We start from the raw sequence: 26,987 nt of genomic DNA on the forward strand, positions 1-26,987 counted from the left end.
CGCTTTTTTCGCTTATCCCGAAGGATTTGCGAGGCAGTTATTACTCGTTGTTCAGTTTTCAAAGAGCAATCTTTTCTTTCATTTGGTTCGCTTGTTTTGCTTGTCGTCCGCGTGTTTCTCTCGGCCGGAATTAGAATATACCATGCATCAGCCTAGTATTGCAAGTCTTTTTTTAAAATAAATTATTATTTGCCTGTATAAATCGAAAAAAGCTTGAAATAGACCCGGAATCGTATGCAGCCGAACAAGCTGCCGTCTCAAAAGGCGCCAGCTTGTTCGTAATGCATATATCTTAAAATCCCGCTACCCCTTAACCGATCCTGCAGTCAATCCGCGGATAAAGCTTTTGGACCCTATCGCGAACAAGATAAGCACCGGAACCGTACCTAACGTCAAACCTAATATTTGAGCCGCCAAATCCGTACGGTAAGCGTCTCCGAGCGCCGTTATTCCGAGCGGTATCGTATACAGCTCAGGTTCATTGACAATAATCAGCGGCAGCAAATAATTGTTCCATGACCACAAGAACACAAGAAGCGAGAGCGTCGTAATCGCCGGATATATAAAGGCTAAGACGATGCGGAAAAACACTCCTATATCCGAGCAGCCGTCGATACGCGCACTCTCAAGCACTTCGGTAGGAACCGCGCTTTTTATGAACTGCGTCATCCAATATACGCCGAACGCATTAGCCACCCAAGGCAGGATAAGCGGAAGCAAAGTTCCCGACATGCTGAGATAACGCATCTCAATGACATACGCGACTAGACCGAGTTGTCCGGGAATCATCATTGTGAGCAGTACAGCGGCAAAAATCTTGTTTTTATACTTAAACTCGTGCTTAGCGAAGGCAAAACCTGCAAAGGCACTGACAAGCACCGACAGCACGGTGCTCACCAATGATACGATCAGACTGTTCCAGTAAACGAGATCGAATCGGCTGGCCGCCACCGTTTTAAAATTTTCCAATAAATACGTACCCGGTAAAAGCACGATCTTCGTAAAAAGGTCTTCGTTCTGATAGGTCCCCATAATCGTCATAATGTAGAAGGGCAGCAGCGCAAATATAGAAAGCAGGGCGATCACGGAGGTCGCCAGCATCGTTCGGAAACGGTGACTCATTCCTGTTCCCCCCTATAAAATCTTGCGCCTATAAATGAGAAGAGCGCAATAATGATGCACAGGCCATAAGCAATAGCTGCTCCAAGCCCGTAACGGGTCATGCTGCCATAGGCGGTATCATACATATTCCATACGGTCGTCAAGCAGCATCTGTCCGGGCCGCCTATAACTGCCGTACTGGAGCCCATTCCGGAGCCCCCGAGCAGCAGCATCGGCTCTTCGAGCAGCTGAAAGCCGCCAATGATGCCGGTAATAACGATGAAAACCGTGACCGGCTTTAGCAGTGGGAGCGTGATGGACATAAATGTTCTATACCCTGTAGCTCCGTCCACTTGTGCGGCTTCATTTAGATCCTTCGGTATGTTGGCAAGTCCAGCCAGATAGAAAATCATCGTATAGCCGAAGCCTTTCCAGAACAGCATAACGATAATGACCATTCTCGCATACAACGGGTCTCCCAGCCAGTATATGCCCTCATCAATGAGCCCCAGCTGAAGCAAAATTTTATTAATAAAACCTGCCTGCCAATCAAATAGAAGATTGAACATCAGCCCCACCGCGACCGGCGTCACGATATACGGGAGAAAGTTGATCAATTGAAAAAAGCCTTTCCACTTCACCCAGCGGCTGTAAAGCAGCGAGGCAATGATCAATCCAAAAACAATTTGCATAGGAAGCGTAAAGAGAACAAACAGCAGCGTATTACCGACCGATTTAAAAAAATAGGAATCAGGATTAAACAGATACTTATAATTGTCCAAACCGACGAAGGTTTTGTCGCCGATGCCGTTCCAGCTCGTCAAGCTGACATATAACGAAAACACCATAGGAATTAGGCCGAAGGCCAAATAAAACAACATATATGGAGAAAGAAAAAAGTAAGGCACCCATCTTCTTTTTACGGCAACCATCGCTTACACTCCTGACTATTAGACATGTTGTGACAAGCGTAAACGGCTGTCGCCGTCCAACGGCGGCAAAAGCTCGTTTCGCGGTGAAATACAAGTCATATTATAGATACAAAAAATATAAATTCTTGTATTTTAAGAAAAGCGGCCGATAAACAGGCCGCTTATTGTTGCTGTTACCCGTAACTTACTCCCAAGTGATGTTTGGCGCCTTCGCTTTCAATTCCTTTTGAATCCTCTCCATAGCTTGCTCAAAGCCAAACGATTCGTCTTTGGCCAGCGTCTGAAGCACAATATTCATTACTTCATCCAATACCAGGTCATTGATATTTTCCGGCATGTCCTTTGTTGTCGCCGAAATGTCGACGAAAAACTTTTCACCGATATCCTGGCTGCCGAAATTTCTCCACGTCCAGTTCGTGAACGATTGATCCTCATATGCTTTTTTAAAGTGCGTGAACACGCCATCCGTTTTCTGCGCTACCGCTCCTTCTTGCGACATCGATGTGAATTCGATCCATTTCCAGGCAAGCTCTGCGTTTTTTGCCCCTTTCGGAATACCGTGCGAGGATCCCCCTCTAATGAAACCGCCGCCCGGAGGCACCATCAGCGCCCAACGGTCATCCTTTTTATCATTAGGTCCGATTACATACTGCGGCATCCATACGGGAGACATAGCGAATATATATTTGTCTCCGCCAAACGTCGCATTCCATGCCGGCGTCCATTGATCAAGCTTATCTATAATGCCCGAGTCCCGAAACTTGACTAGATCGGTTACAGTGCTTTCGAGCATGTTCACATTCAGCTTGTCACCGTCAAAATACGGCTCGGCACGCTGTCCTTTCAGCGTTTGATGCACGTCGCCGAGGCTTGGGATCATTTTCACCTTGCCTCCGCTTTTTTGCAGAACCTCTTTTCCTTTTTCAATAAACGCATCCCAGTTCATGAAAATGGCTTCCATTTCCTCCGTGTTGTCCGTTCCGAAATATTCCTTGGCCAGCGATTTGATGTAAGCGATGCCCGCTACGCTCATATCATCCGGGCAGAAGGGATCTCTTCCGTCCAAGGGGGTTATATGCTGATCGACCGCTTTGAGAGCAACAACTGGATGCTCACAACCTTTATTTCTAAAGCCTCATTGATGGAACGGGGGAAAATCGTCATCTATTTGCTCGGTTTTTTTTCAATGACCAGCACGATTTTGATTCTGCTTCTCATGATGCCGGCTATATTCCGCATTACAAGGCCGATCATGCGCTTATACCATGCCATGAATGCCGTATCGAGCGGAAATTTGCACACGTCCGTTAATATTAGAACCGGGGATGAGCTCGAGAAGCTCGGCCTTGGCTTTAACCGTATGACCAATCAGCTTCAGGTGCATTTGGAGGAATCGATTCGCCATGAAAAAGATAAACGGGAGCTGGAGCTGGAGCTTTTGCTTTCCCAACTCAATCCACACTTCGTATACAATACATTGAACGCTGTCATCTATATGGCACAGATGCAAGGAAATGACGATATTGTCCGCATGGTTGGCTCTTTCATTCGAATTTTGCAGGATGCGGTCAAAATGGACGGGGCTCAATCCCTTATCCCGCTGAGTGAAGAAATCCGCTTGCTGCGTGATTATATCGCCATTCAGTCCTATCGCTATATCGATATGTTTGAGGTCATATGGGATATCCAAGATGAGGCTAATGACTGTTTGGTCCCCCGCAACCTGATCCAGCCTTTTGTGGAAAACGCGATTTTCCACGGCATTTGTCCAAAAGATGCGACAGGCACGATACGCATTTCCGCATCCGTTACCAGACAGGTTCTTGTCATTCAAATTGAGGATGACGGAATTGGCATTGATCCGCATCAGCTGCAGGTGATTTGGGATATGGGTGAACATAAGAAAAACTCCGGTCTAAGGCATATCGGATTATCCCATACCCGGAAAAGGGTGGAGCATTTATTTGGCAGTCAAGCTTCCATGAAAATGGCAAGCAGCCTAGGTCAAGGAACAACCGTAACCGTTGAGCTGCCGAAGCTTCCCGCCCACGCCGGTCAGCAATCAAACGCTTAGCTTATCGGTCAGCCCGAAGGCTTTCTAAACAAAGAGACAGTTATGATTAGTGCTAGAGGCAAGATAAACCCCGGCCATACCCACAGCGGGTGAACGACCGAAACGACCTCTACCCAATCCATATCCGAATCAAAACCGACCAGCGTATTTAGAAAAGCGATGAGCGCGATTGGCGTAACAATCAATTTATAATCTTTGAACTTAAATAATTGAGACACGTACAAACTAATCACATACAACGTAATCGTTGCTTTCATATAAGAACCGGCGATTAGCGACATGCCGATAACCGACTCAATTCTTGTGATGATTTCCTGAACATCGACCGTGCGGGCAAGTTCATAGATCGAATACTTCTTCACCCCGGCAAGCGGTCCAAATAGCATGATCGTACAGATCGTTGAAATGCACAAAGTGGCAATATTANGTGCGGGCAAGTTCATAGATCGAATACTTCTTCACCCCGGCAAGCGGTCCAAATAGCATGATCGTACAGATCGTTGAAATGCACAAAGTGGCAATATTAGTAGATAATGCCAGAAACATAGCACGTTTTAATTTGCCGTCGGTACCTTTTTTGACGAATGGAAAAAGCATCGTAAACAGAAAGCATTCGGCATAAGGAAATCCGTATGAGAAAAAAGCGCCTTTCAGTATCGGCTTTATTCCATCCGGCATAACGGGAATAAGAAATGCAATATCGTAATTCTCAAAGGCTAACAGCAGCACGGCTGCAATAAAAGAAGCGATAAGGATCATGATCAGCAAAAACATTCTGGCGATGACCTCGATGCCTGCCCGAGCGCTCAAGGCCGCTACCATATAGATCAAAGAAGTGAACGCATATGTCGGCGTTTCTCTCAGCATCGAGCTTCTCATGAACAGGCCGATATCGAGAACAATCCCCGTCAGCATTTGCATCATCATAGAAAGCGGAAGCACGGACATAATGGCGGTCGGCCATACTCCGATCAGATTACGGCTGTATTCGACAAAGGTCTTATCCGGATACCGCCGGTGCAAATAGAGTATGCAGCCTAGCAGACCCATACTGATTCCGCCCGAGATCAGGAGTGAAAGCCATGCGCCGTTTCCCGCTTTGCCGATGAGCGGACTCGGAATGTTAATGATGGAAGACCCGGTCATAAAGGCGAAGAAGAGAACTCCCATTTGCTGGGGACTAACCGTTTCCTGTTTACTCATGCTTATCTCCTCCTCTGCTGCAAAATCATGGTTTGGGCACTGTCAGCCATTTATCGATTGCACGTGCTGTATCGGTAAGTGTGAGATCAACCAGATCATAGNGTCATAAAGGCGAAGAAGAGAACTCCCATTTGCTGGGGACTAACCGTTTCCTGTTTACTCATGCTTATCTCCTCCTCTGCTGCAAAATCATGGTTTGGGCACTGTCAGCCATTTATCGATTGCACGTGCTGTATCGGTAAGTGTGAGATCAACCAGATCATACCACCATATAAAGTTTAGATTTCCCGCATAACTGACACTGAGATACAGCGAGATGATGATAAGGATGATGTAGACTGCCTTCTCTCCCTTGTCCGAGCTTCTTTTCAGAAGCGAACGATCATACAAAAAAATCGCGCTGTATACAATCAACAGGACAAATATGCGTTCACTCACACCGATCCCCCCTTATAGCTTTACGAAGCGAAACGCTCTTCGTAAACACTCGCTATTTACCGATCTTCCCCCGATACAGTCGGTTTGCCTATAACCGTTCCAGTCGTTNCCCTTATAGCTTTACGAAGCGAAACGCTCTTCGTAAACACTCGCTATTTACCGATCTTCCCCCGATACAGTCGGTTTGCCTATAACCGTTCCAGTCGTTACAAGCTGTAATTTWACTTGAATATCGAAAGGGATTTTCGCATACTGCTCGTCCCATCCTTCTTTCATTTTATTCCATTGTTTCGGATGCGCACCTGCAATCTTGTTGCCAATCCCGATAATATCCGATTTTTTCTTTTGAAGAAATTGGACCGTCTCAAACATTTGATGCTTGATTTGTTCCTCCATTTTATGCGTGAATTCAGCTTCATCTTTTTTTGTTTTAATGTTTGTGCACTTCAATTCCCCGACTGCCCCTTGCACCTGGGACTTGACCTGTACGTGTACCTTATTTCCTATGAGCTTTGGTTTCAATTTCGTTTTAAAGGAAATAATTTCAAGCGACTCCGATTCATACTTTTTTCCGGGACAAGGGACTTCGATAGCCCCGGATACAATCTCATTCCGCAGCATAACCAGCCCCTCCACTTTTTTGGRAGATAGAATACCCGTCATTTTTCCTTTTTTGATAAGGGCTAGGCCTGCCGAGTTTAAAACATCCTTATTTTTCTTGTCTTCATAAACATAGGTGATGGACGCATCCCCCTGCGGACTGTTCATTTGCAGCGCCAATTTGAGCAGAGTGGTGTCCATCGACTTGGCTGAGCTTTTGAAGGATACTTGCTTGGTCAGCATAAGCTGCTGGCCAATCGTCTGTTCAATTTCCGGCTTTTTCTCCAATATTTTTTCGGCGCGCCCTTTCGCGATCATGATGGAAACTGTGTGCCGCGGCTCATGATCACGATAAAAAAGATCAATCAGCTTGCCGACGTCGGTTGCAGCGGCCAGCTTCTCTCCCACCAAAATAATACGCAAATGGCTCCACTTCGCTTTTCTTCCCAAATGAAGCGGAATGTCGCGAATCGCTTCTAACAGGGAGTCATCCGACGTCCTGATCAAAAGGTTTTTGGTTTGTTTTGTTCCTGAGCCGCTGCTAGCACCTTTCGTGTTGGACGGACGGTAAATTTGTGTCGTTAAATCGAGTGTCCCGCCCTTTCCCTGATCCAGCGCAATGGCCATCGCAAACCCGGATTCATCCAGCTCCTCTTTGTTCCAGCAGCCAGGGAGTATGAGCAGAACGGCCAACAAAAGTAGAATAACCATGCCTTTTTTCATCATATCTCATTCTTTCCGGATTCAAATTTGTCGTAAGCTACTTATTTGGTCTATTAACGTTATTGCGGACGGAGCGCAGCAAAACTTTCAACGGAACCCTTACAAATACATCCCGCAGCTGACTAAACCGAAACGGGGCGAGCGATGCCAGATAAGGTTGTCCAAGCGAGCGAAGCTCGCATAGATGAAGCAAAATAAGCAGGAACATAATCATAATGCCGAAGCCCCCCATTACAGTAGCGGAAAGCATTAGCGGGAACCTCAGTATCCGAAGCGATACGGCAATGCTGTATTGAGGAATCGCAAACGATGCGATACCCGTCAGCGCGACGATGATGACCATGATCGGCGAAGCGATACCGGCGCTGATCGCCGCTTCCCCAATGACGAGTGCCCCAACAATGCTTACGGTGGAACCGATCGNCGCGACGATGATGACCATGATCGGCGAAGCGATACCGGCGCTGATCGCCGCTTCCCCAATGACGAGTGCCCCAACAATGCTTACGGTGGAACCGATCGGTTTTGGCAGCCGGACTCCCGCTTCCCGCAGCAGCTCAAAGAAAAACTCTATAAGGAGCGCTTCAAAAAAGGCCGGCAGCGGTATTCCTTCCCTCGTATCGATAATCGCAAGCAGCAAAACCGTAGGAATCAGCTCGGTATGGAATGTCGATAAAGCAATATAGATGCTCGGCAGTGACAAAGCAATTATAAATGCGACGATTCGAAGCCACCGGATCATGGTCGAATACACCGTTCTTTGATAATAATCCTCGCTGGATTGGAAAAACTCCGTAAACAAACCCGGACATAATAAAATACTTCCTGTGCCCTGCACCAAAACCACAATCTTGCCTTCCAACAGGGCGGCCACCGCCACATCCGGACGTTCCGTATACCGATGCTGGGGGAAAGGCGACCAGGTGGAATCCTCAATCAATTGTTCAATATAAGCGGTCTCCAATACTTCCATCTGACTAACTTGCTCTATTCTTTTTTCAAATTCCTTCAATAGTTCCGAGTCTACAGCGCCTTCAACATATCCGTAAACAGCTTTGGTATTTGTTTCTCCACCCGTGATAATTTTTTGTACCTTGAATTTTGGGGTGTTCAGACGCATACGAAGAAGACCAATATTTTTTTTCAAGTTTTCAACGGTGCTTTCCCGAGGCCCCTGAACAACCGATTCGTTGGACGGTTCTGTGATCTGTCTCGACTCGACCATCATCGATTTATAATTCAGAGCCTTATTCCACTGATTAAAAAAAATGACGATATTGCCGCTTGTAACTTCTCCCACCGCTTGATTGAAATCTGCAATAATCCCCGCTTTTTTCTCGGAAACCCCGTTTTGCTCAAAAAAGGAGATGACATCCTGAGGTATGATATCCTCAGCGGGGCCGAGCTCATGAGTTACGAGATCCTGAAGGGAAGACTTCATATAATTAACAATTTCACCTTGCATGAGAGTTTCAAAATACACAGAACAAGCTCTATGCTGCATATCGGGACCGTAAGACCAATACCTGAATATAATGTCGGAATTTTTGGCGAATATCTCTTTAAGCTGAAGCAGATTATCGTCCAGTTGATCGGAGATTGGATGTTTTGGTTTGCCGGTCGGCTGATTGCTGTTAATCCCTGCCTGCCCGCTTGACTGCGCCGTATCGGTTCCCTGTGATGAAACGCCAGAAAGACTGTCACTCATGGAGTATCACCCTGTTTTCGCATTGGTGATAGTATGGTTCTTATTGACGGTAACTATGCAGTTTTTTCCAAGGGAGGGGAGAGTATAAAAGCCTTTGATCTAGATCAGCGTAGCTGCGACATAATATTGCTTTATGGGATGAAGCCCCTACCCTTCACCACAATCTTGCCCGTTAGCCACACATGCGGCGCAAGCGCCGCACCACAGATGATGAAAATGGGTCGAAGAATCTGTCAATACTGCTACTATGGCTGGGAGAGAAAGGTCGATAAGCTATAGTGCCATAGAGCCCATCCGTTAGTCTGACTTGGGCGACCACGGTGCGTCACAGATTGTCGCTCCCTTTTGGGAGGCACTCATGGGAGATTAATCCTACTCTGGTTGCTGCACCAGCCTCATTTTTATATTCAGCCTTGAAAGGTCTTTGGTACTTTGATTTCATAACTCTTCTCAGGCTCAGCCTTTTTTAAAAAAATCATTCGGATAGGTCTAATTTATTATTGTCTTTTTGGGGTTTTTCGCGGATTTAATTTTCATGGGAGCTTAACACCTGTCAGTACATATGTACAAAATTTCTTATTTTGTGAAGATGTAAAAGAGCTGCCACGGCAGCTCCTTCCTGCAAAGTAAAATTCTTTTTGTGTGAGAGTAATTACATTATCTGCATTCAAAATTGAAAGACGGAAATCAAAGGTCTTCCAACTCAATTTTATAGAATACCCTAACATCGTTCCCGCCACCCATTACTCTTGGGTTGTAATCTACTACAAGTGATTCACAACAGTCACAGGGAATAAAGAGTTCTGTTTCCGCCTCAGCAACATCATTAAAAGAAAAAGAATCAAACTCAGTAACTTTAGTCTCAATTTTAAGTCTAATTTTTTTTTGTTTTAGAAATATACGACTAAAAACTACAAGTTTAGTTGGGTTTAATACAACACCGATGGAACTGGGATTGACATTTATAGGACCTATCTCTGTTATAGGGTTATTATTTACACGAGTTTGAACGGTATAGGTATCAGGAGGCCCTTCTGGAGAAACATCATTTATCTTAAGAACAGTGAAACCTAATATAGTAACTCGAGCCCTACATTTCTGAATTCCCATGTTATCACCTCATTCTTAGTTTGAAATTCAATTATTTTGTGATAAGAACTTTATCTCCATTAAAAAATCCATCATTTCAAAAATCTAATTGATTAGCAGGTATTGCTGTATTATCCTTTTTTATAAGACATAATTCTACGATAGATCGATTTATCTTTTAACAAAAGGAAATCCCTAGTACTCGGCGCAAAATTGGCCTCAATAATCCAGATTTTTGCTTTGTGGTCCAAACCGATATCAAAACCTATGGTACGTTGAAAAGGATAAAAATCGCCTAATCGTTGTGCAGCTTGTAGTGAGATTTTATGAATTTTCGGTAATAACTCTTGCCAGGAACTAATTTTTATAGAAGACTGTTGTATCGCCTTTTTCGCTGGCAATATTGTGTTTGTAACGTTCGTAATGACATAACCTTCATTAGCTACTTTGGCTAACATTCCGGTGACTTTCCATTCGGAATGTTTTTTGCGTTGTACCATTACTCGGAGGTCAAAAGGCCGGTTAGTTATTTCAGCTAAAGGTATACGACGTTGAACAATATATTTGTAAGAACGGATACCCTTTTTCAAACGATGTTGAACAAAATATTTGTAATTACGGATACCCTTTTTCAATGCATTAAATGTTTGTTTTTTTCCATCCAAAGTGACTTTCTTATATTTAGCATGGATTTCCAACTGATCATTTTTTTTCTTACAAACTTGAATTACACCGTAACCTGAATGACCGACACAAGGCTTAAGCATCACCGTACCGTATTTGTCGATAAGTTCCCACAACGCTTGCTTCGTCATCCTTAGTGTGGCCGGCAAGAATGGGACCAGTTTTTTTGAGCCGTTTAAAACTTTAAACTTTCCCCATTTATCTTTAGTGGTACCTGTTTTCAGGATGGTGGCATTATTCCCCAAATAATGACTCCTTTCTTTTGATAAATTCGGGTCATAAGACTAATTTTAGGGTATGTGACTAATATTCAATTCGTAAGGGCTACTATCATTACTATATCTGCCCATTTCGAGGAAGAACCCCTCACAAGCTGTGCAAGAGCGGCTTGCTACTCGGCCCTCCTATGAGATCTTGTGAGCGGCAGTGGTAAAATCCCCAATAGTGGCACACAATCACCCAAACGGGGGAGATACAATATGATCAGAAATAGGGAATTCTACATGCTGAAACACATGAAGCATCAAGGCATGAGCACGACACGGATTGCCGGGCTTGTGCGCTCCTTCATGGAGCCCCATTGGCCGGCGAGCCGAATTCCGGAAATCCTGCATACGCAGGCCGAGGAAGCTGCCAAACACAATCATTCGTACTTGAGTTTCTCGACAAACTGTTGCAGGAAGAAATTAGCGCCAGGCACGAACGCTTTATCCGCATAAAAACGCGGATGGCCGCCCATTTGCCGTATCATAAGACACTGGACCAATGCGACTTTCGCTTTCAACCTTCGATCGACGAGCGCCGGATTCGGGACATGGCCACGCTCCGCTTTGTAGAGCACCAGGAGAATCTCATCTTTTTGGGTCCGCCATCCTAACAATTCCCGAAAGCCATAACTGGAGCAGGAACCGCGGCGACCTGCTCCTTATGGTTGAAGTTATGGAACAAACAAATAATAGAAAATACTACGACGGGTACGATAGCGTCATGATGACAGGCTGGCGATGAAAACTGGCATCCTGCTCAACTTTTGGCAGTTTAACGCAACCGCTTTTAGCATCCCCTCTAAGTTCTCTTTCCAAGAAAGAGTGTCATAAAGCATACTTTTCGGCACAGATAAAATGAGCTTGTTTTTTTGTGCCAAAACATCATAAAATCAATTTAGGCACGTGCCACGATGGTCAACGATGTTTTGGCATAAAAATTCAAGGAATACAGATGGAAATGGCGTCCGCGAAAGTCCAAAATCCCGAGCGACAGCTTATTAAGTTCAGATACATGTTTTAATCAATCACAATATCACGAAAATAAAACGAAGCCCACTAACCAGGTGGGCTTCTGTTTTACTTATTCATTTTTCACAAGCTACTCCATCGCCGTCCCGATCTAACTTTTTAGAGTAACCAGGATCACCTCGATRGAGCGGAGCTTTATCGGCTTCGCGTACAGCTGTACAATTCGCATAATAGACATCCTGTTCTACAGTTRCTTTTAGATCGTCTGTTGGTTGTGCTGTAGAAGTCGGTGTTGCTGGTTGACTCGAAAAAAGATTTTTCGGTTTCTCAACTATAAACAGCACCTTTTCTCCGTCCTCATACGCCGAAAGCTGATGCCCAACCCAACTGCCAGACCCGCGATTGTCACTNCCGATAATATCCGATCTTTTCTTTTGAAGAAATTGGGCCGTAGAAGTCGGTGTTGCTGGTTGACTCGAAAATAGATTTTTCGGTTTCTCAACTATAAACAGCACCTTTTCTCCGTCCTCATACGCCGAAAGCTGATGCCCAACCCAACTGCCAGACCCGCGATTGTCACTCGATTCAACGTAAGCTACACTAGCACCTTTACCGCCTTCCTCACACATTGCCATCGGCCATTCGTCCCGATCGTAACCGTCACGGGTAGCTATTCCAGCYAATGATTCTTTGCGRTTTTCATCAGCTCCGCTACGGTCTATCGTACAGACATCAGCGTAGCCTTGTTCGATGGCACCAAGGATATGTAAGGCGGTTTCAGGATAATCATCGCTTGRAAAGATGAGTTCGAAGTCGTATTCGTCGTGTTCAGTCTGAATTGAGACTGATTGTGAAGGAGTAGAGGATGCAACAGCTTTCTGTRAAATAGAAGGGTCTGAAACCGCCATCGTTTCTTGCGGCGATGTTGCGGTACCGCTACAAGCGGRAACGAACATTACAATTAAAGCCAAACATAGTAAACGAGTAATTTTCAATTAAAACTCTCCGATCATATTTTTTCCTCTCATTTTATTTTCAAAGARCAACCATGTAAAGGGGAGACATGCAAAGCCCCCTATTGGTTTCGTTTTAGACTAACAGTTTAGCGGAGAAAAGGGCTGCCACGCGGCAGCCCTTCGATGCTNCCTCTCATTTTATTTTCAAAGAACAACCATGTAAAGGGGAGACATGCAAAGCCCCCTATTGGTTTCGTTTTAGACTAACAGTTTAGCGGAGAAAAGGGCTGCCACGCGGCAGCCCTTCGATGCTATCGTGTCCGTTAGAGTGTTTTACATTTATCTTTTCTGCGTTCTTCTGTTAAGATACTCTTCAGCTCATTCGAATCGCGTACAATGAACCGCCGTCAAGCCGGTACCATGCTCCAAACCGGTACTGCTTCTCTCCCGGACCGCTGAAGACATACTCCTGGTATTCTAACTTCCCCGGAACGCCAGATACAGGCACGTGTCTATTCTCTTGAGCAGAATAAAGGTACGTCCCCGAGTTCGCCGCGTATACCACAGAGCCGTCCGCCTCCAACTGGTTGATGGAGAGGCCAACTCTTGAATACCACGACTGTTTCCACGTCTGTGAAGGGGTTTCAAAAATCTGTTTGGTTTCGCCTTCCGGCGACCGGACATACAAGATCCAATTATCTTTTTCTTTATTATACTCCTGATAGGCAATCCAGCCATTATTGATCTGATAGTCCGTTCTTGTGTTGGTAAAAAAAGGTTTATAAAAAGGGTTTAGGGCTAATGTGGTAATCTTGTCATTGGCATCACGCAATCGGACCCCCCACTTGTATCCGCTACTCGTCCATTTGAGTACCTTGTAGATGATGTTTTTTCCGTCCGTCAAGGGCCCGCCGTAGCTTAAGTAATCAGCAGACGGCGGCACCAGCGTCGTCAACGTACCGTCAGGAAGCGACTTGTAGAGGTTCGATCTATAAGTTGGATCCACATAAACCACGGTTCCGTCGCCTGACAAGTCAAATCGGTTCGTATTTTTAAAATTGGAATTCGGTAATGTTCGGGACTGTCCCGTAGTTACATCTACAACGCTGCTGGTAAATACCACAAAATTCCCTTTTGCTTCGTACAGGCTCTGCCCGTGCCAGCTATTTTGAACCGCGCCGTCCTTCCAATAATGAGTCGCAACCTTCCCTCCTGATAAGGAATATACAACGCCGTCAGCGGATAGCTTCGCTGTTCTTATGATATAATCGGCCCCGGTGACATCATCAACCATTACTTGGTTTCCATCCGTTTGATTGTACAGCCAGAGCACCTTATCGCCTGGTTTTTTCCACAAAATACGGCTTTTGTCAAAGTCTAGAATGGTTCCATTAAACCGGTAAAGCAGCGTTTCCGAACCGGACCCAGGAATGGTTCCGTTGAACCGGTAAAGCAGCGTTTCTGGTTTTGGTACTGGATTATATACAGTAGTAGTGACCGTCACGTCTTTTTTCACACTTTGGTTGCCGGCGGCATCGATGGCGACCAGTGAAAAGAGATAGGACGACTTTGGAGACAACCCCTTCACTTCATAGCTATTCACATCCCCGTTTAGGGTACCCAGCGGCGTGTTGTCTTGATATACCAAGTACATGTCTACACCCGTATCATCCGTAGCCGGCTGCCAATTCAGCTGTACGCTGTTATAGGTCACATCGGCAACCGTGAGCACGTCGCCCGCAGGCCACTCTGGCGTTTCAGGACTGGCCCAGCCAAATCCTTGAACTTTAAAAGGAATATAACCGGCTCTCCGTGTTCCATCACCGAGTTGTGCATACATATTTCCTCCCCACGCCCAGACGGTTCCGTCGCTTTTGAGCGCCAAACTATGGCCAAAACCCGCAGATATACCTACCACCGAACTGAGATCTTGCACTTGAACGGGAGTGGTACGAATGTCAGATTCGTAGCATTCACCGCCTTTTGGAATGCATCCCCATGCCCAGACGGTTCCGTCGCTTTTAAGCGCCAAACTATACCCTTCGTCCGCATCGATGGCCGCTACCGAACTGAGACCCTGCAGCTGAACGGGAGTGTTACGGGCTGTCCTTGTTCCATCTCCGAGTTGGCCAGCGGAATTATATCCCCACACCCAGAGGGTTCCGTCGCTTTTGACCGCCAAACTATGGCTACCGCTCGTATCGATGGAGACTACCGAACTAAGACCCTGCACTTGAACGGGGGTTAACGTTGTTCCGCTGACATCTCTATAATAATTGTTTCCCCACGCCCAGACGGTTCCGTCGCTTTTGATCGCCAAACTAAGGCCAGCACCCGCAGCTACGGCGGTCACCGAATCGAGATCTCGCACCTGAGCCGGAGTATGGAAGTAAGTTAAATGGTCTGTCGCTGTTCCATTGCCGAGTTGCCCAGAGCTATTAAGTCCCCACGCCCAGACGGTTCCGTCGCTTTCGAGCGCCAAGTTATGTTGACCGCTCGCAGCGATGGCGACTACTGAACTGAGACCCTGCACTTGAACGGGGGTTAAACTGGATCCTGTATTATATGGGTCTTTGCCAAGTACACCATACTCATTGCTTCCCCATGCCCAGACGGTTCCGTCCTCTTTAAGAGCAAGACTATGACCCCCTCCTGCAGCTACGGTAACCACCTCTTCGAGGTCTTTTACCTGAACGGGAAGACCGTCTCCCCACGTCCAGACGGTTCCGTCCTCTTTAAGAGCGAGATGACCCCCTCCTGCTGCAACCATCGTTACACCCGCATTCGAACTCTCTGCTACCACCGCGGAACCGGCCTCAGCAGTGGCTGCCTGAAAGGGCAGAAGCAGCGTCAGCAGCAAAAATCCACAAACTAAAAGCATAAACCATCGTCTCATCCATCTTCACTCCATTATTTTTTACCTTAAATCTACCATATTACCAAAATCTATGAATGTGCTCATTGCACTATCACAAAACAAATCTACCAAAAATATCAACACAAACATCGGTATATTTCGCATTGAATGAACTCGATATGGACGGAAATATGGTTGTTCAGTCAACAATCGGTCATTTAGAGATGTGAAGAGGAATTTAATGGAATTTAATTAAAAGAGGTCTGAGGAAGTTGGTTGATTTTGGATGAATTGACCTCTTAGGGGTCACCTCACGAAACGGAAAAAATCGTACGCTAAGCAATTCATTACGTGAAAAAACCGAACCCTTTATTCTACAAAGGAATCCGGTTTTCGTAATCAGGTAGCTAGAACTCGTTGAACTAACGTTCCCCGTTAGTTCAATGCTATCGATTGTATAAACTCTCGCAGTTCATGATTAAACCGTTCCGGCTGATCCCAGAAGACTGCATGTCCTGCCTCTTCATACAGCGATAATCTGGAGTAGGGAGTGATTTCAGCAATTCGTTGTCCGACTGCAAGATTGACTGTTCGATCATGCATTCCTTGCGTGACAAGGACTGGCTTGGTAAGCGATGTTAACAGATCGTCATTCGACACTTGCCTGGTGAAGATTCCTTGATGAACGTAAGCCGGGACGATTACATTACACCCGAGAAAAAAATAATGCTCTTCCTGAGACAGCTCTTTGTGATGAACACACTGCTTCAACCACTGATCCAGAGCATTTATTCTTATTATCGGTTCATCTGAAAAAAAGCTTGTTGAAAATTGCAGCGTGTCAACACCCAAATCAACCATAGAAGATTCCCTGCCAAGTCGGGTTATCGCTCCGACAAAATGAATGCCCCCAATATCTTTCTCCCCATAAACACGAATATAATCGAGAATTGGAATTCCCGCGAACGACCAACCGACTAATATCGACTGCATTAAATTCAGCTCATGTATGACAGCGTGAATATCATCCGCCCACAGCTGTGCTTCACCATACCCATCTTTCGGTTTCTCCGAAAGTCCATGACCCCGCAAATCCATAGTGACCAGCCGAAAATCCGAAGCGAGTTCTGAATGAATCTGTTTATTCCAACATAAGTGGCACTGCGATCCGCCGTGAATAAATAGTAGAGTTTGGCCTTGAACATTGCCGGACTCCTCGACATGGAGCTTAACGCCTCTGCCTCCAGTCACCAGATGTACAGCGGGTTTCCGCCATTCATTCTGTAATTGTTTATTAATCACCATTTACCATTCCTCCTTGTAGTTAGAATTGTATACTTGTTTTTTTATAACGTCTAATTTATAATTTTTATACTAATCATGATTTTTTGTAATCAATTAGGGGGGGATTTAATGGAGCTTCAGCAGATCGAATATTTTATCGCAGTTGCGAAATTAGAGCATATGACGAAGGCTGCGAAAGAATTATCCCTATCTCAGCCTGCTTTAAGTCGTTCTATCGCCGTTCTGGAGAAGGAGTTAGGCGTGGTTTTATTTGAACGCAGCGGCCGCAACTTGGTTTTGAATCGGTATGGACGCCTTTTTTTCGAACGTGCCAAGCTCATTTTAAAGCAAATTGAGATGGTTAAGCAGGATATTGCGAATCAAATCGATCCTTCGACGGGAATAATCTCTCTGAGTTTCCTTCATATGCTTGGAGCCCAGCTAATTCCGTCCTTGCTCGGTTCGTTCCGGCAACGATACACTGACATCCGATTCGAGCTGCATCAGAGTTCCAACCATGAGCTGATGACGCTAATTTCAAATAGCGACTGCGATTTCGGCATAACTACACCGGAGTTTGTAAATGAACCATTTTTTTGGCATTTAATAGGTAACTCAGAACTGTTCCTTGTGCTTCCCCTTAACCATCAATGGGTTAACAAAAGCAGCATAAGCTTGAAGGAGCTTCAGGAGGAGCCTTATATCGGATTAAAACCATCCTGCGGACTAAGCTTCACCATCAATAAGTTGTTCGAAACAACGCAGATTCAACCGAACACCGTATTTCATGTAGACGAATTGGATACGGTAGCCGGATTGGTTTCTGCTGGATTTGGGGTCGCTTTGTTGCCAAAGACGTTGGGACTTCAAAATCATCCGTTGATCTGGGTGAAGGTGGAAGAACCGGAATGCGAGCTTTCGATTGGAGTCGTTTGGAAAAAGGATAAGAGACTTACCCCTGTATCGAATATATTTCTTGAATTCATACGTGAAAGGTATCCCACTGAATGATAAAAGATCAGGAGCATTTGCGGGGATTGCTTTTCTTTTTACATGTGACATTAACCTCTTAAGTTTTTGCTATCCTACCCTACCCGTTACTTCAATAAAAAAAAAGGAGCTGTGCAAGCACATACTCCTCAACTATCGTACCCGTTAGCCATCCATGTATCTCTTATGTTGCACCACAGAGCATGAAAGTTAATCCGTTCTTTCATGGTAGTTCAATAAACTAATCTTTAAAATAACCTCTGATAATGAGAATAAGCCCTAAAATAATTAGAACTACTGCTACTCCAAGTGACAGCCAGCTTATATTTTCAATTACTAAATTACCGCCTCCACTAATAGGTCTCATTCGAGCTTCATCATATATTACACCTGCAACCAAACGCAGTGAGTAAAGGATGATTCCGCTTATAAAAAAAGTGCATCCTACATAGATGTTTTTCATCTAATTACCTCCACTACATAATTGAAACGCTTAACACAAAGACGCAAACTACGATTTAAAGTTGTGCTATTCTTAGCTCAACAGGCTGTCGAGCGAATCACCAGCAGCCTACGTAGTAAAGCATTATGGAGCTATCGTACCCGTTAGCTCAATTAAGAACTGTAAGGTCATCGGGATATAGTTAGTTCAATTTCTCCAATAATCCCTTCAGTTCATCAGAAATCGGTACAAAATCAATACCATTGCCTAAATCCGCGGCAACACCATTTTCGTAATATCTGAATTGGAATATAATTGGACCTTNGTGGAGATCGGGGCTGGGGAGGCCAGAACGCATTTGCGGATCGGAAGCTATAAATACTCCAGTCATTACTTGTTATTTTATCCTGCTGAAATAAGATAGGATTGAAAATAAATTTTTGATTGATAAAAATGGAACTTATAAATATCATGACAATTAAAGTAGCAGTTATACCTATTCTTCTTCTCAAGTTGCCCTCCTAATACATCCATTATTGTCGGTTTCTTGTTTTTGAGCTATCGTACCCTTTAGCGTAACAACGATAAAAAACTATTTCACTCAATCCGTTTACTTTTCTCTGGTGGAATAGAAAAAACGTCATCATTTAAATCATAACCTTCTGGTACCCAATTTTCTTCGGGATAACTGTTCTTATCAAATACATTTCTTAAATATCTTATTGCTTCATCCCATTTTGAAAATACAGTAAAACCAAATGGCGGTTGTCCTTCATCATTCCATACCGCCCATTTTTTATCAGGTAACTGAGATACGAGCCATTCTGCATCTGGCGGAATTCTAAATATGTGAAATGTATTTTCTTGTAGTTCATTCCATGTTGAATAACCGAGGCTCTGACTAAATTTGTCTAAATCCCCGAAAAAAAAATTTCGTATAAACTTCATATAATCCTCCGTTCCAGATGAATGAAATCATCCTATTCTGCCTGTTCGGAACGAAGGGCTGCTGCGTGGCAGCCCTTCTGGTATTTTAACTATCGTACCCGTTAGCCATTCATGCCCGCTCACGCGACACCACAGATTATGGAAGTAAGTGCGTTCTTCCATGGGAGCTTAACAAAGAAAGGGAGTAGCTGCCGCAGCTAACTACTCCTTGCTTGCTATCGTACCCGTTAGCTTAACGCCAGTAACGGAGAACACCCCTGCCAGACCGCAGCATGAATACTGTTTTTTTCTGATGTAACATGACTTCTTTGATTAACTAACAAAATCTTGTATCCTTCTACCGTTTTCGAATCGATCTTTAAATTGTCCTTGAGTGTATTCATCAATGGTCTTGTTCCAAAATATCTGAGCCGGTTTATTGCTTTCTAGTTGATAAACTTCCCATTGCCCCTTATGTAAACTAAATATTTGTTTGGCTACTGCTTTACCAATTCCTTCTCTTCTATATTTCTTCATTATAAAAAACTCTGCAATTGAAAAGTAATTCTGCTCTTCTGATTCAATAAACCGTACTAATACAAAACCCACATACTTATCATCTTGTTTAATGACATATGGAAATCGATGATTCGTTTCTCCCCAATACTCTTCTAAATATGGATATGCCCCAAATAGTCCATCTTCTTCAACATCACATTTTACAAATTCAGAAAAATCATAAATATAAAATTGCATTAAATTTTTTATGATATTTTTATATTCTTTAGGAGCTTGAAATAATTCATAATTCATTTAATAGTCACGCCTTTTTTGTGAATTTCAAGTCTTAAGCATACCACATTTTGGTAGTATACTGCCCATTTAGCTTAATGACACAGCCAGGAATCCGGAAATTAGCAGCAGCCGGCGAACGGTGCATTTTTTCACCAAATGCAGGGATACAAGACCACTTTCCCATTTGTGAAAATAAAGGTTTCGACTGATTCGTAACAGAATGTTATGGAAGCAATAAAAGTCCCTTTGAGGTCTGTTTTTATGCACCGTGCTTTAAGGCCATCTTCTGAAGAATGGCCCTTTTGTTTTTATCAATGGTCTCAGGGGTAACCCTCCTCCCACCCAAAATGTTTAGCTAAATGATACAATTGAATCAAAATGTTAAGTACAAGTTTTATTGGATTCGAAAATAAATAAAAAATAAATAAAAAAAGCTTACTGGAAGCCATCTTTACGGCTAACTCGTAAGCACTTCTCCAATTTAACAGATTGGTCATTTTGTAAAGCTCGTTATCGTTTCAACCAACTAGAAGCCGCCTAGTCATAGGCGGTTAATTAAACTATCGTTCTCAGCTCAACGAGATTTGACTAACTACCCAATTTCTAAATAGTTACTTTCTCACTTTTATGTTTTGAACTTTTTCGATTTATTCGTCGAACAAGCTCATTTGGACTGCGTTAGAAACTGGCATCTGATAAGATGGCATCCTTGTCGATATCCCGTTCCTTGAGCAGACTTCATGAAACCGTATCATCAGTTCATCCTCACGCTCCGACCTGCATTCATATGCATTACCAAACTTACGTTTGTATCGTTCGCTCAGTCCTGGAAACCCTTCATCCAACTTACGAAAAAAATAATCCCGCTGCCGGTCTCGCAACGTGACTCCGAACACAGCTATAATATGCTTGACGCCTGCAGCTGCCGCCTTCTCAACAAGCCGATCGATGTTCTCAGACTGATCCTCGAGAAAAGGAAGGATAGGCATCATCGTCATACTTGTAACTACGCCGATCTTCTCAAGCTCAGCCAGTGTTTTGAATCGTTCCGTCGACGAAGGCGCATGCGGCTCCAGCTTACGGGCCAGTTCGTCATCGGCGGTAGTAATCGATACCGCAACCGAAGCATATTTACGGCTCAGATGTTGCAATATATCCAAATCACGAAGGATGAGATCGCTCTTTGTCGTGATATGAACCGGAAACCGAAACTCCGCAATAATCTCCAATGCTCGCCGCGTCATCTGCAACTTTCGTTCCATCAGCGTATACGGATCGCTCATCGATCCTGTGCCGATCGTCGACTCTCTGCTTCTTTTCGTTGCCAATTCCTTACGCAGCAACTCTAATGCATTTGTTTTGACGGTAACATTATGAAAGTCGTCAATGCCATACCGCTCACTGCGCGAATCACAGTATATGCATTGAATATCGCAGCCGCGATATAGGTTCATCGTATACTTAATGCCAAACCAGCCGGAAGGGTACTTGTTCGGAATCAGGATGCTTTTCGCCGATACGGATTGCATAGTACTTCACTCCCTCCATATGAGCCATTTCAACGCCGATAATTTAGACAAGAGACTTGTTACGGATGCCCAATCATACGGATACATATTGGTCAATTTGTCTCTTATGGTGCTGGTCATGTTCAATAAATTCTGTAACAAGATGTAACAGAGTAAAGGGTTTATTTGTATTTGGGCAATTAGTGTATCCATTAACAGTAATATTTTTTTGCAGATCCTGTTCAGATAGACAAAGTAATTCTTTCACTAATGTAACTCTTGTTTGAATTACCTCTTCGATCATATTTGTTTTAGATATTCCAGAAAAGGCATGTTTTGAAGATTTAGCATTAAACTCATTATGTTCCGGAAATACTACCTCTCCTTTCAATGCAGCAGGAATAACATAATCTTTCATGTATTGATCCCACCCTTGCAAATGTGCAATAACTTCACTCGGTGACCACTTACCCTCTTTGATCGGCATCCTCCACTTTTCATCGTTCATAACTAAAAGCGATTGAATCCAGTGAGTTAATTCCCCAAATTGCTGGATGACTGCCTGTACATTCTGCGTCATAGTTGACCTCCTTAATTGATGGATGCTCCTATTGTACGACTGATAACCAGACAACTATATGACATATTTGAAATCAACATTCTTTTTTTGTGTAGTTCTCCCATATCTTTTTTGCTTTTTTGCAAATAATATCTCTAATATGTAGGGGCTCTATTACCTCGACCGCTTCGCCAAAGCTTAATATCATGCCATACACCCAATCGTCTTCCGGGTATACAACTTCAACCGTTAATGATTCATCATTATTGTATCTAATGTGGCCATCGCGGAAAGAATCTTCTACACGTCCTCTAACATTTGATTGGAAGCGTAACAACAAATTTATTGTCTTACCTTCGAGTAACCATTTTTTTTCGATAGTAGCAGCATCATAAGGCACTAGTTCCCTATCGAACGTTATATTACTAATCACAAGTTTCTTCATTCTAGACAATCGAAAGAGCTTGTGTTTTTCATTATTTTTGCAATAACCATATAGATACCAATGTGATCCCTTTAGAACAACTGAGCCAGGTTCAGCCCAAGAATCAGTTGTGATATTCTGTGAATTTGTGTACTCAAAGTGAACAACATTCCTACTTTGTATTGCTTCTCGGAGAAAAACAACTGTTTGCTTCTCGTCGTTATTGTTACCCCATGGTGATAAGTCAAGTATCAGTTCATCTTCATTCCAATTCTGAGTAGTCTCAGTCCTGTGGAGTAAATTGCGCATCTTGTCTATCGTACCTACAATTGACTGATCACTCCATTGGGATTGTATTCCTTTAAGACCAGCGATAATCGAATATAGCTCTTCTTTCCGCAGAATCTGATGACTCAATCTATAACCTGACATAATCTCGAACCCCCCACCATTTCCCTGATAAGAAACGATGGGTACTCCCGATCTGTTGATTGCTTCCATATCACGGTGAATGGTACGTATAGATACCTCAAACCGTTGAGCTAATGTACTTGCACTAATGCGTCCATGGTTGAGTAAGTAAACAATAATAGCTAGTAACCGTTCAATTTTCATGATGTCCTCTGAAGTTTTTCTACTTTTTCATTTTCTTACTTTTGTTTTTTTGCTTTTAATACGACTTAGCACGAAAGTTTGAACCTAGATTATTATATCATTTTTCTATGTATAACTACGTTATTCTGCCAGAGCTGAATAGGCTGCTGAATTATCGGCAGCCTGTTGTCATTGCACTATCGTCCCGTTTAGCTCAATGAGATAGTTTTTTGTGCAATCATTTTAGTCATTGCATGTTTGTGAGGGATGCCTGAGGAATTACAGTCAAATATAACTTCTGAACTGTCCTTAATGAGCCAATCGTTATATTGTGCAAGTAACTCTCCAGAATGCCACTTAAACGCATTGGGTTCCTTTTCAGGTGGTGGAGCTATAAAAGGTTTGTTGACAAACACATTAAACACATGAATACCATTTGTATTTGTAAATTGCTTATAATTACTAAATATGTCGTTTCGATATTCAGGCTTAATATAATGTAATACGCCGCTTGAAAAAAGGATGTCGAAATTGGAATCCAAGCGAAAATCTAATATATCTGCTTTAAAAACTTCAACCGATACACCAACTTTATCAGTAAGCATTTTAGTTTTTTCTATACCTGCATCTGATACATCAATTGAGGTGACATCATATCCATTTCTCGCAAAAAATACAGAGTCTTTCCCCTCACCGCAACCAATATCTAATAATTTTAGATGTTTGGTAGGGGGCATTAAACGAATGACTTCATAACATGCTGTATTGGGTTCAACACCCCAATAATATTCTGGTGTTTTGTATTCTTCCTCGTAAATGGTGATCTGTTTATCATGTGTTACATACCCAAGTAGTTTCTCAATACTTACCTCCAATGCTTTAGAAAGACTTGGTAACAATGAGATTTCGGGCATTGTATGAGCATTTTCCCATTTTGAAACTGCTTGAAAGCTAAGTCCAAGTATTTGCGCAAGTTCTTCTTGTGTTAGTCCCTTTTCCTTACGATACCTGTTTATGTTTCTTGCCAGTGTGTCCTTCATAACTTCTCACGCTCCTTATTAACACCAATTTTATTGATGTTAACTGAAACAAACAATAACCTGGTATTTGATATTCTTTATTATTCAACCAACAGTTGAAGTGAAGCCTTAACTTCTGACCTTTAGCTTAATAAAAACGGGTCGTGCCGTAATTGGTTATTCCTCTTGTCATTGATTAAGCTATCGTACCCGTTAGCGTAATGACCAATACGTATTTGTTAGCGTTGATCATCCTGTAACCGTTTATCTTCATATTCCTTAATCAAATCAATTTATATGCCGTTGATCTTTAGATCTTGATGAGTTTCGTCTTCGTTAGTGTAACAATGATTGAGAATTGTTGTTTTTATTAAAAAGAAGGTTTGCAAATAAGAATACAATAAATGAGACGCGTTAGTGTAACAATGATTGAGAATTGTTGTTTTTATTAAAAAGAAGGTTTGCAAATAAGAATACAATAAATGAGACGCMTACAAAAATAAATAGATCCAACCAAAGGTATTCAGTTATTAAGTAAAAATTAAAAGTTTCTGGGAAGTATTGAATTACGGGAGCGAATTCGCTTTGTTCGAGTTCTTTGATAGTTTTTTSGACTTCTTTGCGATGATATGACGCTTCTATTAGGTACATGCAAACTCCTATCAAAATTGAAAAAATTAGACTTCTCTTGATAGCTTTYATTRTTATTCCTCCCCAAAATGAATCTTTCATTTAAGACGCTTGCTCTGGACCAAAGTTGCGTTAATCTGCCCGTTAGCCATCCATGCCGCTCACGCGACACCACAGNTTATTCCTCCCCAAAATGAATCTTTCATTTAAGACGCTTGCTCTGGACCAAAGTTGCGTTAATCTGCCCGTTAGCCATCCATGCCGCTCACGCGACACCACAGATTATGGAAGTAATTACGTTCTTCCATGGGAGTTGAARWGACGGCAGCCACTTCACCGGCTGCCGTCTCTTAGTGCTTATTGTGCTATCGTACCCGTTAGTTCAATGACCCAACTCTATGAATTTCCATGCAAGTGCCATTTACATCAAGAGCGAGTTATTCTTTAAACTCATTCAGGTTAAATCGAGCCACTTCTTTTTTATCAAGGATGATAATTAAAGTAGCATTTAATGCCTCTTTTTCAAATTGTATTAACTTATCTGACGATGAAAGTGGCGGATGTTCAGAGTTTTGTACGACCAAATTTTTTGATAGTAAATTCATAATAAAGTGCTGTTGGGACGTCTTTAGCCCTTTATCTGCACCCTCTGTTATGACAATTGCACCAGATTTGTAATAGTGCAATGAGCAGATCAATAAATTTCCGTAATATGGTAATATTCAGGGTGGATCAATGATGGGAGTGAAGATTGATGAGACGACGGTTTATTCTTTTGGTTTGCGGATTTCTGATGCTGATGCTGCTTCTGCCCTTTCAGGCAGCCGCCGATGAGGCCGGTTCTGCGGTGGAAGCAGAGAGTTCAAAATCGGGTGTAACGATGGTTTCAACAGGAGGGAGTCATAGTCTCGTTCTAAAACAGGACGGAACGGTATGGGCGTGGGGTAATAATTACTGGGGCGCGCTCGGCGACGGAAGTACGACAGACCGTTATACCCCCGTTCAGATCAAAAGCCTTAAAGAGGTGGACCACGTAGCTGCAGATGATTCGCATAGTTTGGCGCTCCTAAGCGACGGAACTGTCTGGGAGTGGGGAATAACGCCGCCTTCTGCAAGCTGGGATGATCCGACTGCCAACCCAACACCAGCTCAAGTTACCGATAATCTTGGCAATAAATTCGATTCGGCAGTCGCCATCTCTGAGGGGTCTCAGCATCATTTGGCACTCAAGAGCGACGGGACCGTTTGGGCGTGGGGGAAAAATCATACGGGCCAACTGGGTGATGGAACCAGATCGGACGAATACTACACGAGGAATATTGATCAAGTGAAGGGGCTCGATTCGGTAACCGCCATCTCTGCAGGCGCAGTGCATAATTTGGCAATTAAAAACGATGGAACCGTTTGGGCGTGGGGAAATAACTATTATGGCGAACTGGGTGATGGTACTACGACAGACCGTTATACTCCCGTTCAAGTGAATGGTCTCGATTCGGTGATTGCCGTTGCTGCAGATGTTTCGCATAGTTTGGCACTCAAGAGCGACGGGACCGTTTGGGTATGGGGGAAGAATGACCATGGCCAGCTCGGCGATGGAACAACTACAATACGTACCGCCCCCGTTCAGCTTTCTAGCATCACAGATGTGGTCTACGTAGCTACAGGCCATAGATATAGTATGGCAGTCAAAAGCGACGGAACTGTTTGGGCGTGGGGGGAGAATCGATTTGGTCAACTCGGCGATGGTAGTACGACAGACCGTCATACTCCCGTTCAAGTACAGGGTCTCGATTCGGTAACCGCTATCTTTGCGGGTACTTGGCATAGTTTGGCCCTTAAGAGCGACGGGACCGTTTGGGCATGGGGATGGAATGCTTATGGACAACTCGGCGATAGAACAACGACAAACCGTTATACTCCTGTACAAGTTCAAGGACTTGGCGAGTCCAGTCCCACCACTCCTGAAACGCCACAGTGGCCTGTTGGCGATGTGCTGACGGTTACCGATGTGACCTATAACAGCGTACAGCTGAATTGGCAGCCGGCCACGGATGAAACGGGTGTAGACAAGTACTTGCTATACCAAGACAATACGCTGCTGGATACACTGAACGGGGATGTGAGCAGCTATGAAGTGAAGGGGTTGTCTCCACGGCTCTTTTCAGCTTTCCGATTCCAAAACTTATTCATACGGCGGATCCAATTATGAGTTTTT

23 protein-coding genes and 4 pseudogenes are annotated in these 26,987 nt (G+C 43.7%); 5 read left to right on the forward strand and 22 right to left on the reverse strand.

What is annotated here, in order from left to right:
* On the forward strand, positions 1-181 hold a 181-nt coding region (locus tag ASG81_RS33105), incomplete at its 5' end, for a hypothetical protein (protein WP_235548992.1).
* 122 nt (positions 182-303) lie between these two features.
* Here ASG81_RS33105 and ASG81_RS23070 read toward each other — a convergent pair.
* The 3 genes from ASG81_RS23070 to ASG81_RS23080 all read right to left on the reverse strand — a co-directional run bounded on the left by ASG81_RS23070 (position 304) and on the right by ASG81_RS23080 (position 3,099).
* A complete protein-coding gene (locus tag ASG81_RS23070) occupies positions 304-1,122 on the reverse strand; it encodes a carbohydrate ABC transporter permease (RefSeq protein WP_056639787.1) in 819 nt (272 codons plus the stop codon).
* A complete protein-coding gene (locus ASG81_RS23075) occupies positions 1,119-2,033 on the reverse strand; it encodes a carbohydrate ABC transporter permease (protein WP_056639790.1) in 915 nt (304 codons plus the stop codon). The genes ASG81_RS23070 and ASG81_RS23075 overlap by 4 nt, the downstream gene beginning before the upstream one ends.
* A 184-nt stretch (positions 2,034-2,217) precedes the next feature.
* Entirely contained in the window at positions 2,218-3,099 is an 882-nt protein-coding gene (locus tag ASG81_RS23080; RefSeq protein WP_235548993.1) for an extracellular solute-binding protein, read from the reverse strand.
* Between the two features lie 9 nt (positions 3,100-3,108).
* On the opposite strand from ASG81_RS23080, the gene ASG81_RS23085 reads away from it, so the two are divergent.
* Positions 3,109-4,107 (forward strand): sensor histidine kinase, encoded by a 999-nt coding sequence (locus ASG81_RS23085; protein ID WP_056639791.1) that lies wholly within the window; start codon positions 3,109-3,111, stop codon positions 4,105-4,107.
* Between the two features lie 8 nt (positions 4,108-4,115).
* Here ASG81_RS23085 and ASG81_RS34125 read toward each other — a convergent pair whose 3' ends face one another.
* The 8 genes and pseudogenes from ASG81_RS34125 to ASG81_RS23125 all read right to left on the reverse strand — a co-directional run bounded on the left by ASG81_RS34125 (position 4,116) and on the right by ASG81_RS23125 (position 10,797).
* Positions 4,116-4,493 carry a GerAB/ArcD/ProY family transporter gene (locus ASG81_RS34125; protein WP_442952951.1) on the reverse strand — a complete coding sequence of 126 codons (378 nt, stop codon included), beginning with the start codon at positions 4,491-4,493 and terminating at the stop codon, positions 4,116-4,118.
* 41 nt (positions 4,494-4,534) lie between these two features.
* A pseudogene (locus tag ASG81_RS34130) lies at positions 4,535-5,310 on the reverse strand (GerAB/ArcD/ProY family transporter); the annotation flags it as partial.
* A 189-nt stretch (positions 5,311-5,499) separates the two neighbouring features.
* Positions 5,500-5,748: a hypothetical protein gene (locus ASG81_RS23100; RefSeq protein ID WP_056639800.1), complete on the reverse strand. Its 249-nt coding sequence runs from the start codon at positions 5,746-5,748 to the stop codon at positions 5,500-5,502.
* A gap of 156 nt (positions 5,749-5,904) precedes the next feature.
* Positions 5,905-7,074, reverse strand: coding sequence for a Ger(x)C family spore germination protein (locus tag ASG81_RS23105; RefSeq protein ID WP_056639803.1), 1,170 nt, complete (start codon positions 7,072-7,074; stop codon positions 5,905-5,907).
* 34 nt (positions 7,075-7,108) lie between these two features.
* A partial coding sequence (locus ASG81_RS33110) for a spore germination protein (RefSeq protein ID WP_235548994.1) occupies positions 7,109-7,494 on the reverse strand: 386 nt, incomplete at its 5' end.
* A gap of 1 nt (position 7,495) precedes the next feature.
* Positions 7,496-8,779 (reverse strand): annotated as a pseudogene (locus tag ASG81_RS23110) (spore germination protein); the annotation flags it as partial.
* 687 nt (positions 8,780-9,466) lie between these two features.
* Complete coding sequence (locus tag ASG81_RS23120; protein WP_056639809.1) at positions 9,467-9,889, reverse strand: hypothetical protein; 423 nt, start codon at positions 9,887-9,889, stop codon at positions 9,467-9,469.
* 110 nt (positions 9,890-9,999) lie between these two features.
* On the reverse strand, positions 10,000-10,797 hold the full coding sequence (locus tag ASG81_RS23125; RefSeq protein WP_056639812.1) for a YheC/YheD family protein: 798 nt from the start codon (positions 10,795-10,797) through the stop codon (positions 10,000-10,002).
* Between the two features lie 324 nt (positions 10,798-11,121).
* On the opposite strand from ASG81_RS23125, the pseudogene ASG81_RS30275 reads away from it, so the two are divergent.
* Positions 11,122-11,423, forward strand: a pseudogene (locus ASG81_RS30275) (ATP-binding protein); the annotation flags it as partial.
* A 480-nt stretch (positions 11,424-11,903) separates the two neighbouring features.
* On the opposite strand, the gene ASG81_RS33115 reads toward ASG81_RS30275, so the two are convergent.
* The 4 genes and pseudogenes from ASG81_RS33115 to ASG81_RS23145 form a co-directional block, all read right to left on the reverse strand.
* A partial coding sequence (locus ASG81_RS33115; protein WP_235548995.1) for an excalibur calcium-binding domain-containing protein occupies positions 11,904-12,197 on the reverse strand: 294 nt, incomplete at its 5' end.
* Between the two features lie 87 nt (positions 12,198-12,284).
* Positions 12,285-12,608 (reverse strand): annotated as a pseudogene (locus ASG81_RS33120) (NucA/NucB deoxyribonuclease domain-containing protein); the annotation flags it as partial.
* A gap of 508 nt (positions 12,609-13,116) precedes the next feature.
* Entirely contained in the window at positions 13,117-15,639 is a 2,523-nt protein-coding gene (locus ASG81_RS23140) for an RCC1 domain-containing protein (RefSeq protein WP_056639820.1), read from the reverse strand.
* Positions 15,640-16,035: 396 nt separating this feature from the next.
* Positions 16,036-16,905, reverse strand: a complete 870-nt coding sequence (locus ASG81_RS23145) for an alpha/beta fold hydrolase (RefSeq protein ID WP_056639822.1) — start codon at positions 16,903-16,905, stop codon at positions 16,036-16,038.
* Positions 16,906-17,013: 108 nt separating this feature from the next.
* Between ASG81_RS23145 and ASG81_RS23150 the strand changes: the two genes are divergently transcribed.
* The gene (locus ASG81_RS23150; protein ID WP_056639825.1) at positions 17,014-17,895 is read left to right on the forward strand and encodes a LysR family transcriptional regulator; all 882 of its coding nucleotides are present in this window, start codon (positions 17,014-17,016) and stop codon (positions 17,893-17,895) included.
* 220 nt (positions 17,896-18,115) lie between these two features.
* Here the strand turns inward: ASG81_RS23150 and ASG81_RS23155 are convergent, their stop codons facing one another.
* The 7 genes from ASG81_RS23155 to ASG81_RS23190 all read right to left on the reverse strand — a co-directional run bounded on the left by ASG81_RS23155 (position 18,116) and on the right by ASG81_RS23190 (position 24,163).
* Positions 18,116-18,337: a hypothetical protein gene (locus tag ASG81_RS23155; RefSeq protein ID WP_056639827.1), complete on the reverse strand. Its 222-nt coding sequence runs from the start codon at positions 18,335-18,337 to the stop codon at positions 18,116-18,118.
* A 576-nt stretch (positions 18,338-18,913) separates the two neighbouring features.
* Positions 18,914-19,264: a hypothetical protein gene (locus ASG81_RS23165; protein ID WP_056639833.1), complete on the reverse strand. Its 351-nt coding sequence runs from the start codon at positions 19,262-19,264 to the stop codon at positions 18,914-18,916.
* A 312-nt stretch (positions 19,265-19,576) separates the two neighbouring features.
* Positions 19,577-20,056 carry a GNAT family N-acetyltransferase gene (locus ASG81_RS23170; RefSeq protein ID WP_056639839.1) on the reverse strand — a complete coding sequence of 160 codons (480 nt, stop codon included), beginning with the start codon at positions 20,054-20,056 and terminating at the stop codon, positions 19,577-19,579.
* 629 nt (positions 20,057-20,685) lie between these two features.
* Positions 20,686-21,567 (reverse strand): SPL family radical SAM protein, encoded by an 882-nt coding sequence (locus ASG81_RS23175; protein WP_056639841.1) that lies wholly within the window; start codon positions 21,565-21,567, stop codon positions 20,686-20,688.
* Positions 21,568-21,640: 73 nt separating this feature from the next.
* Entirely contained in the window at positions 21,641-22,126 is a 486-nt protein-coding gene (locus ASG81_RS23180) for a DinB family protein (protein ID WP_056639844.1), read from the reverse strand.
* 73 nt (positions 22,127-22,199) lie between these two features.
* The gene (locus ASG81_RS23185; protein WP_056639847.1) at positions 22,200-23,144 is read right to left on the reverse strand and encodes a helix-turn-helix transcriptional regulator; all 945 of its coding nucleotides are present in this window, start codon (positions 23,142-23,144) and stop codon (positions 22,200-22,202) included.
* Between the two features lie 188 nt (positions 23,145-23,332).
* Positions 23,333-24,163 (reverse strand): helix-turn-helix domain-containing protein, encoded by an 831-nt coding sequence (locus ASG81_RS23190; RefSeq protein ID WP_056639850.1) that lies wholly within the window; start codon positions 24,161-24,163, stop codon positions 23,333-23,335.
* A gap of 1,363 nt (positions 24,164-25,526) precedes the next feature.
* Here ASG81_RS23190 and ASG81_RS23205 point away from each other — a divergent pair.
* Positions 25,527-26,981 (forward strand): RCC1 domain-containing protein, encoded by a 1,455-nt coding sequence (locus ASG81_RS23205; protein WP_056639860.1) that lies wholly within the window; start codon positions 25,527-25,529, stop codon positions 26,979-26,981.
* Positions 26,982-26,987: the final 6 nt, after the last annotated feature.

The sequence above is a fragment of the Paenibacillus sp. Soil522 genome, from assembly GCF_001428245.1.
Classification (GTDB): Bacteria; Bacillota; Bacilli; order Paenibacillales; family Paenibacillaceae; genus Pristimantibacillus.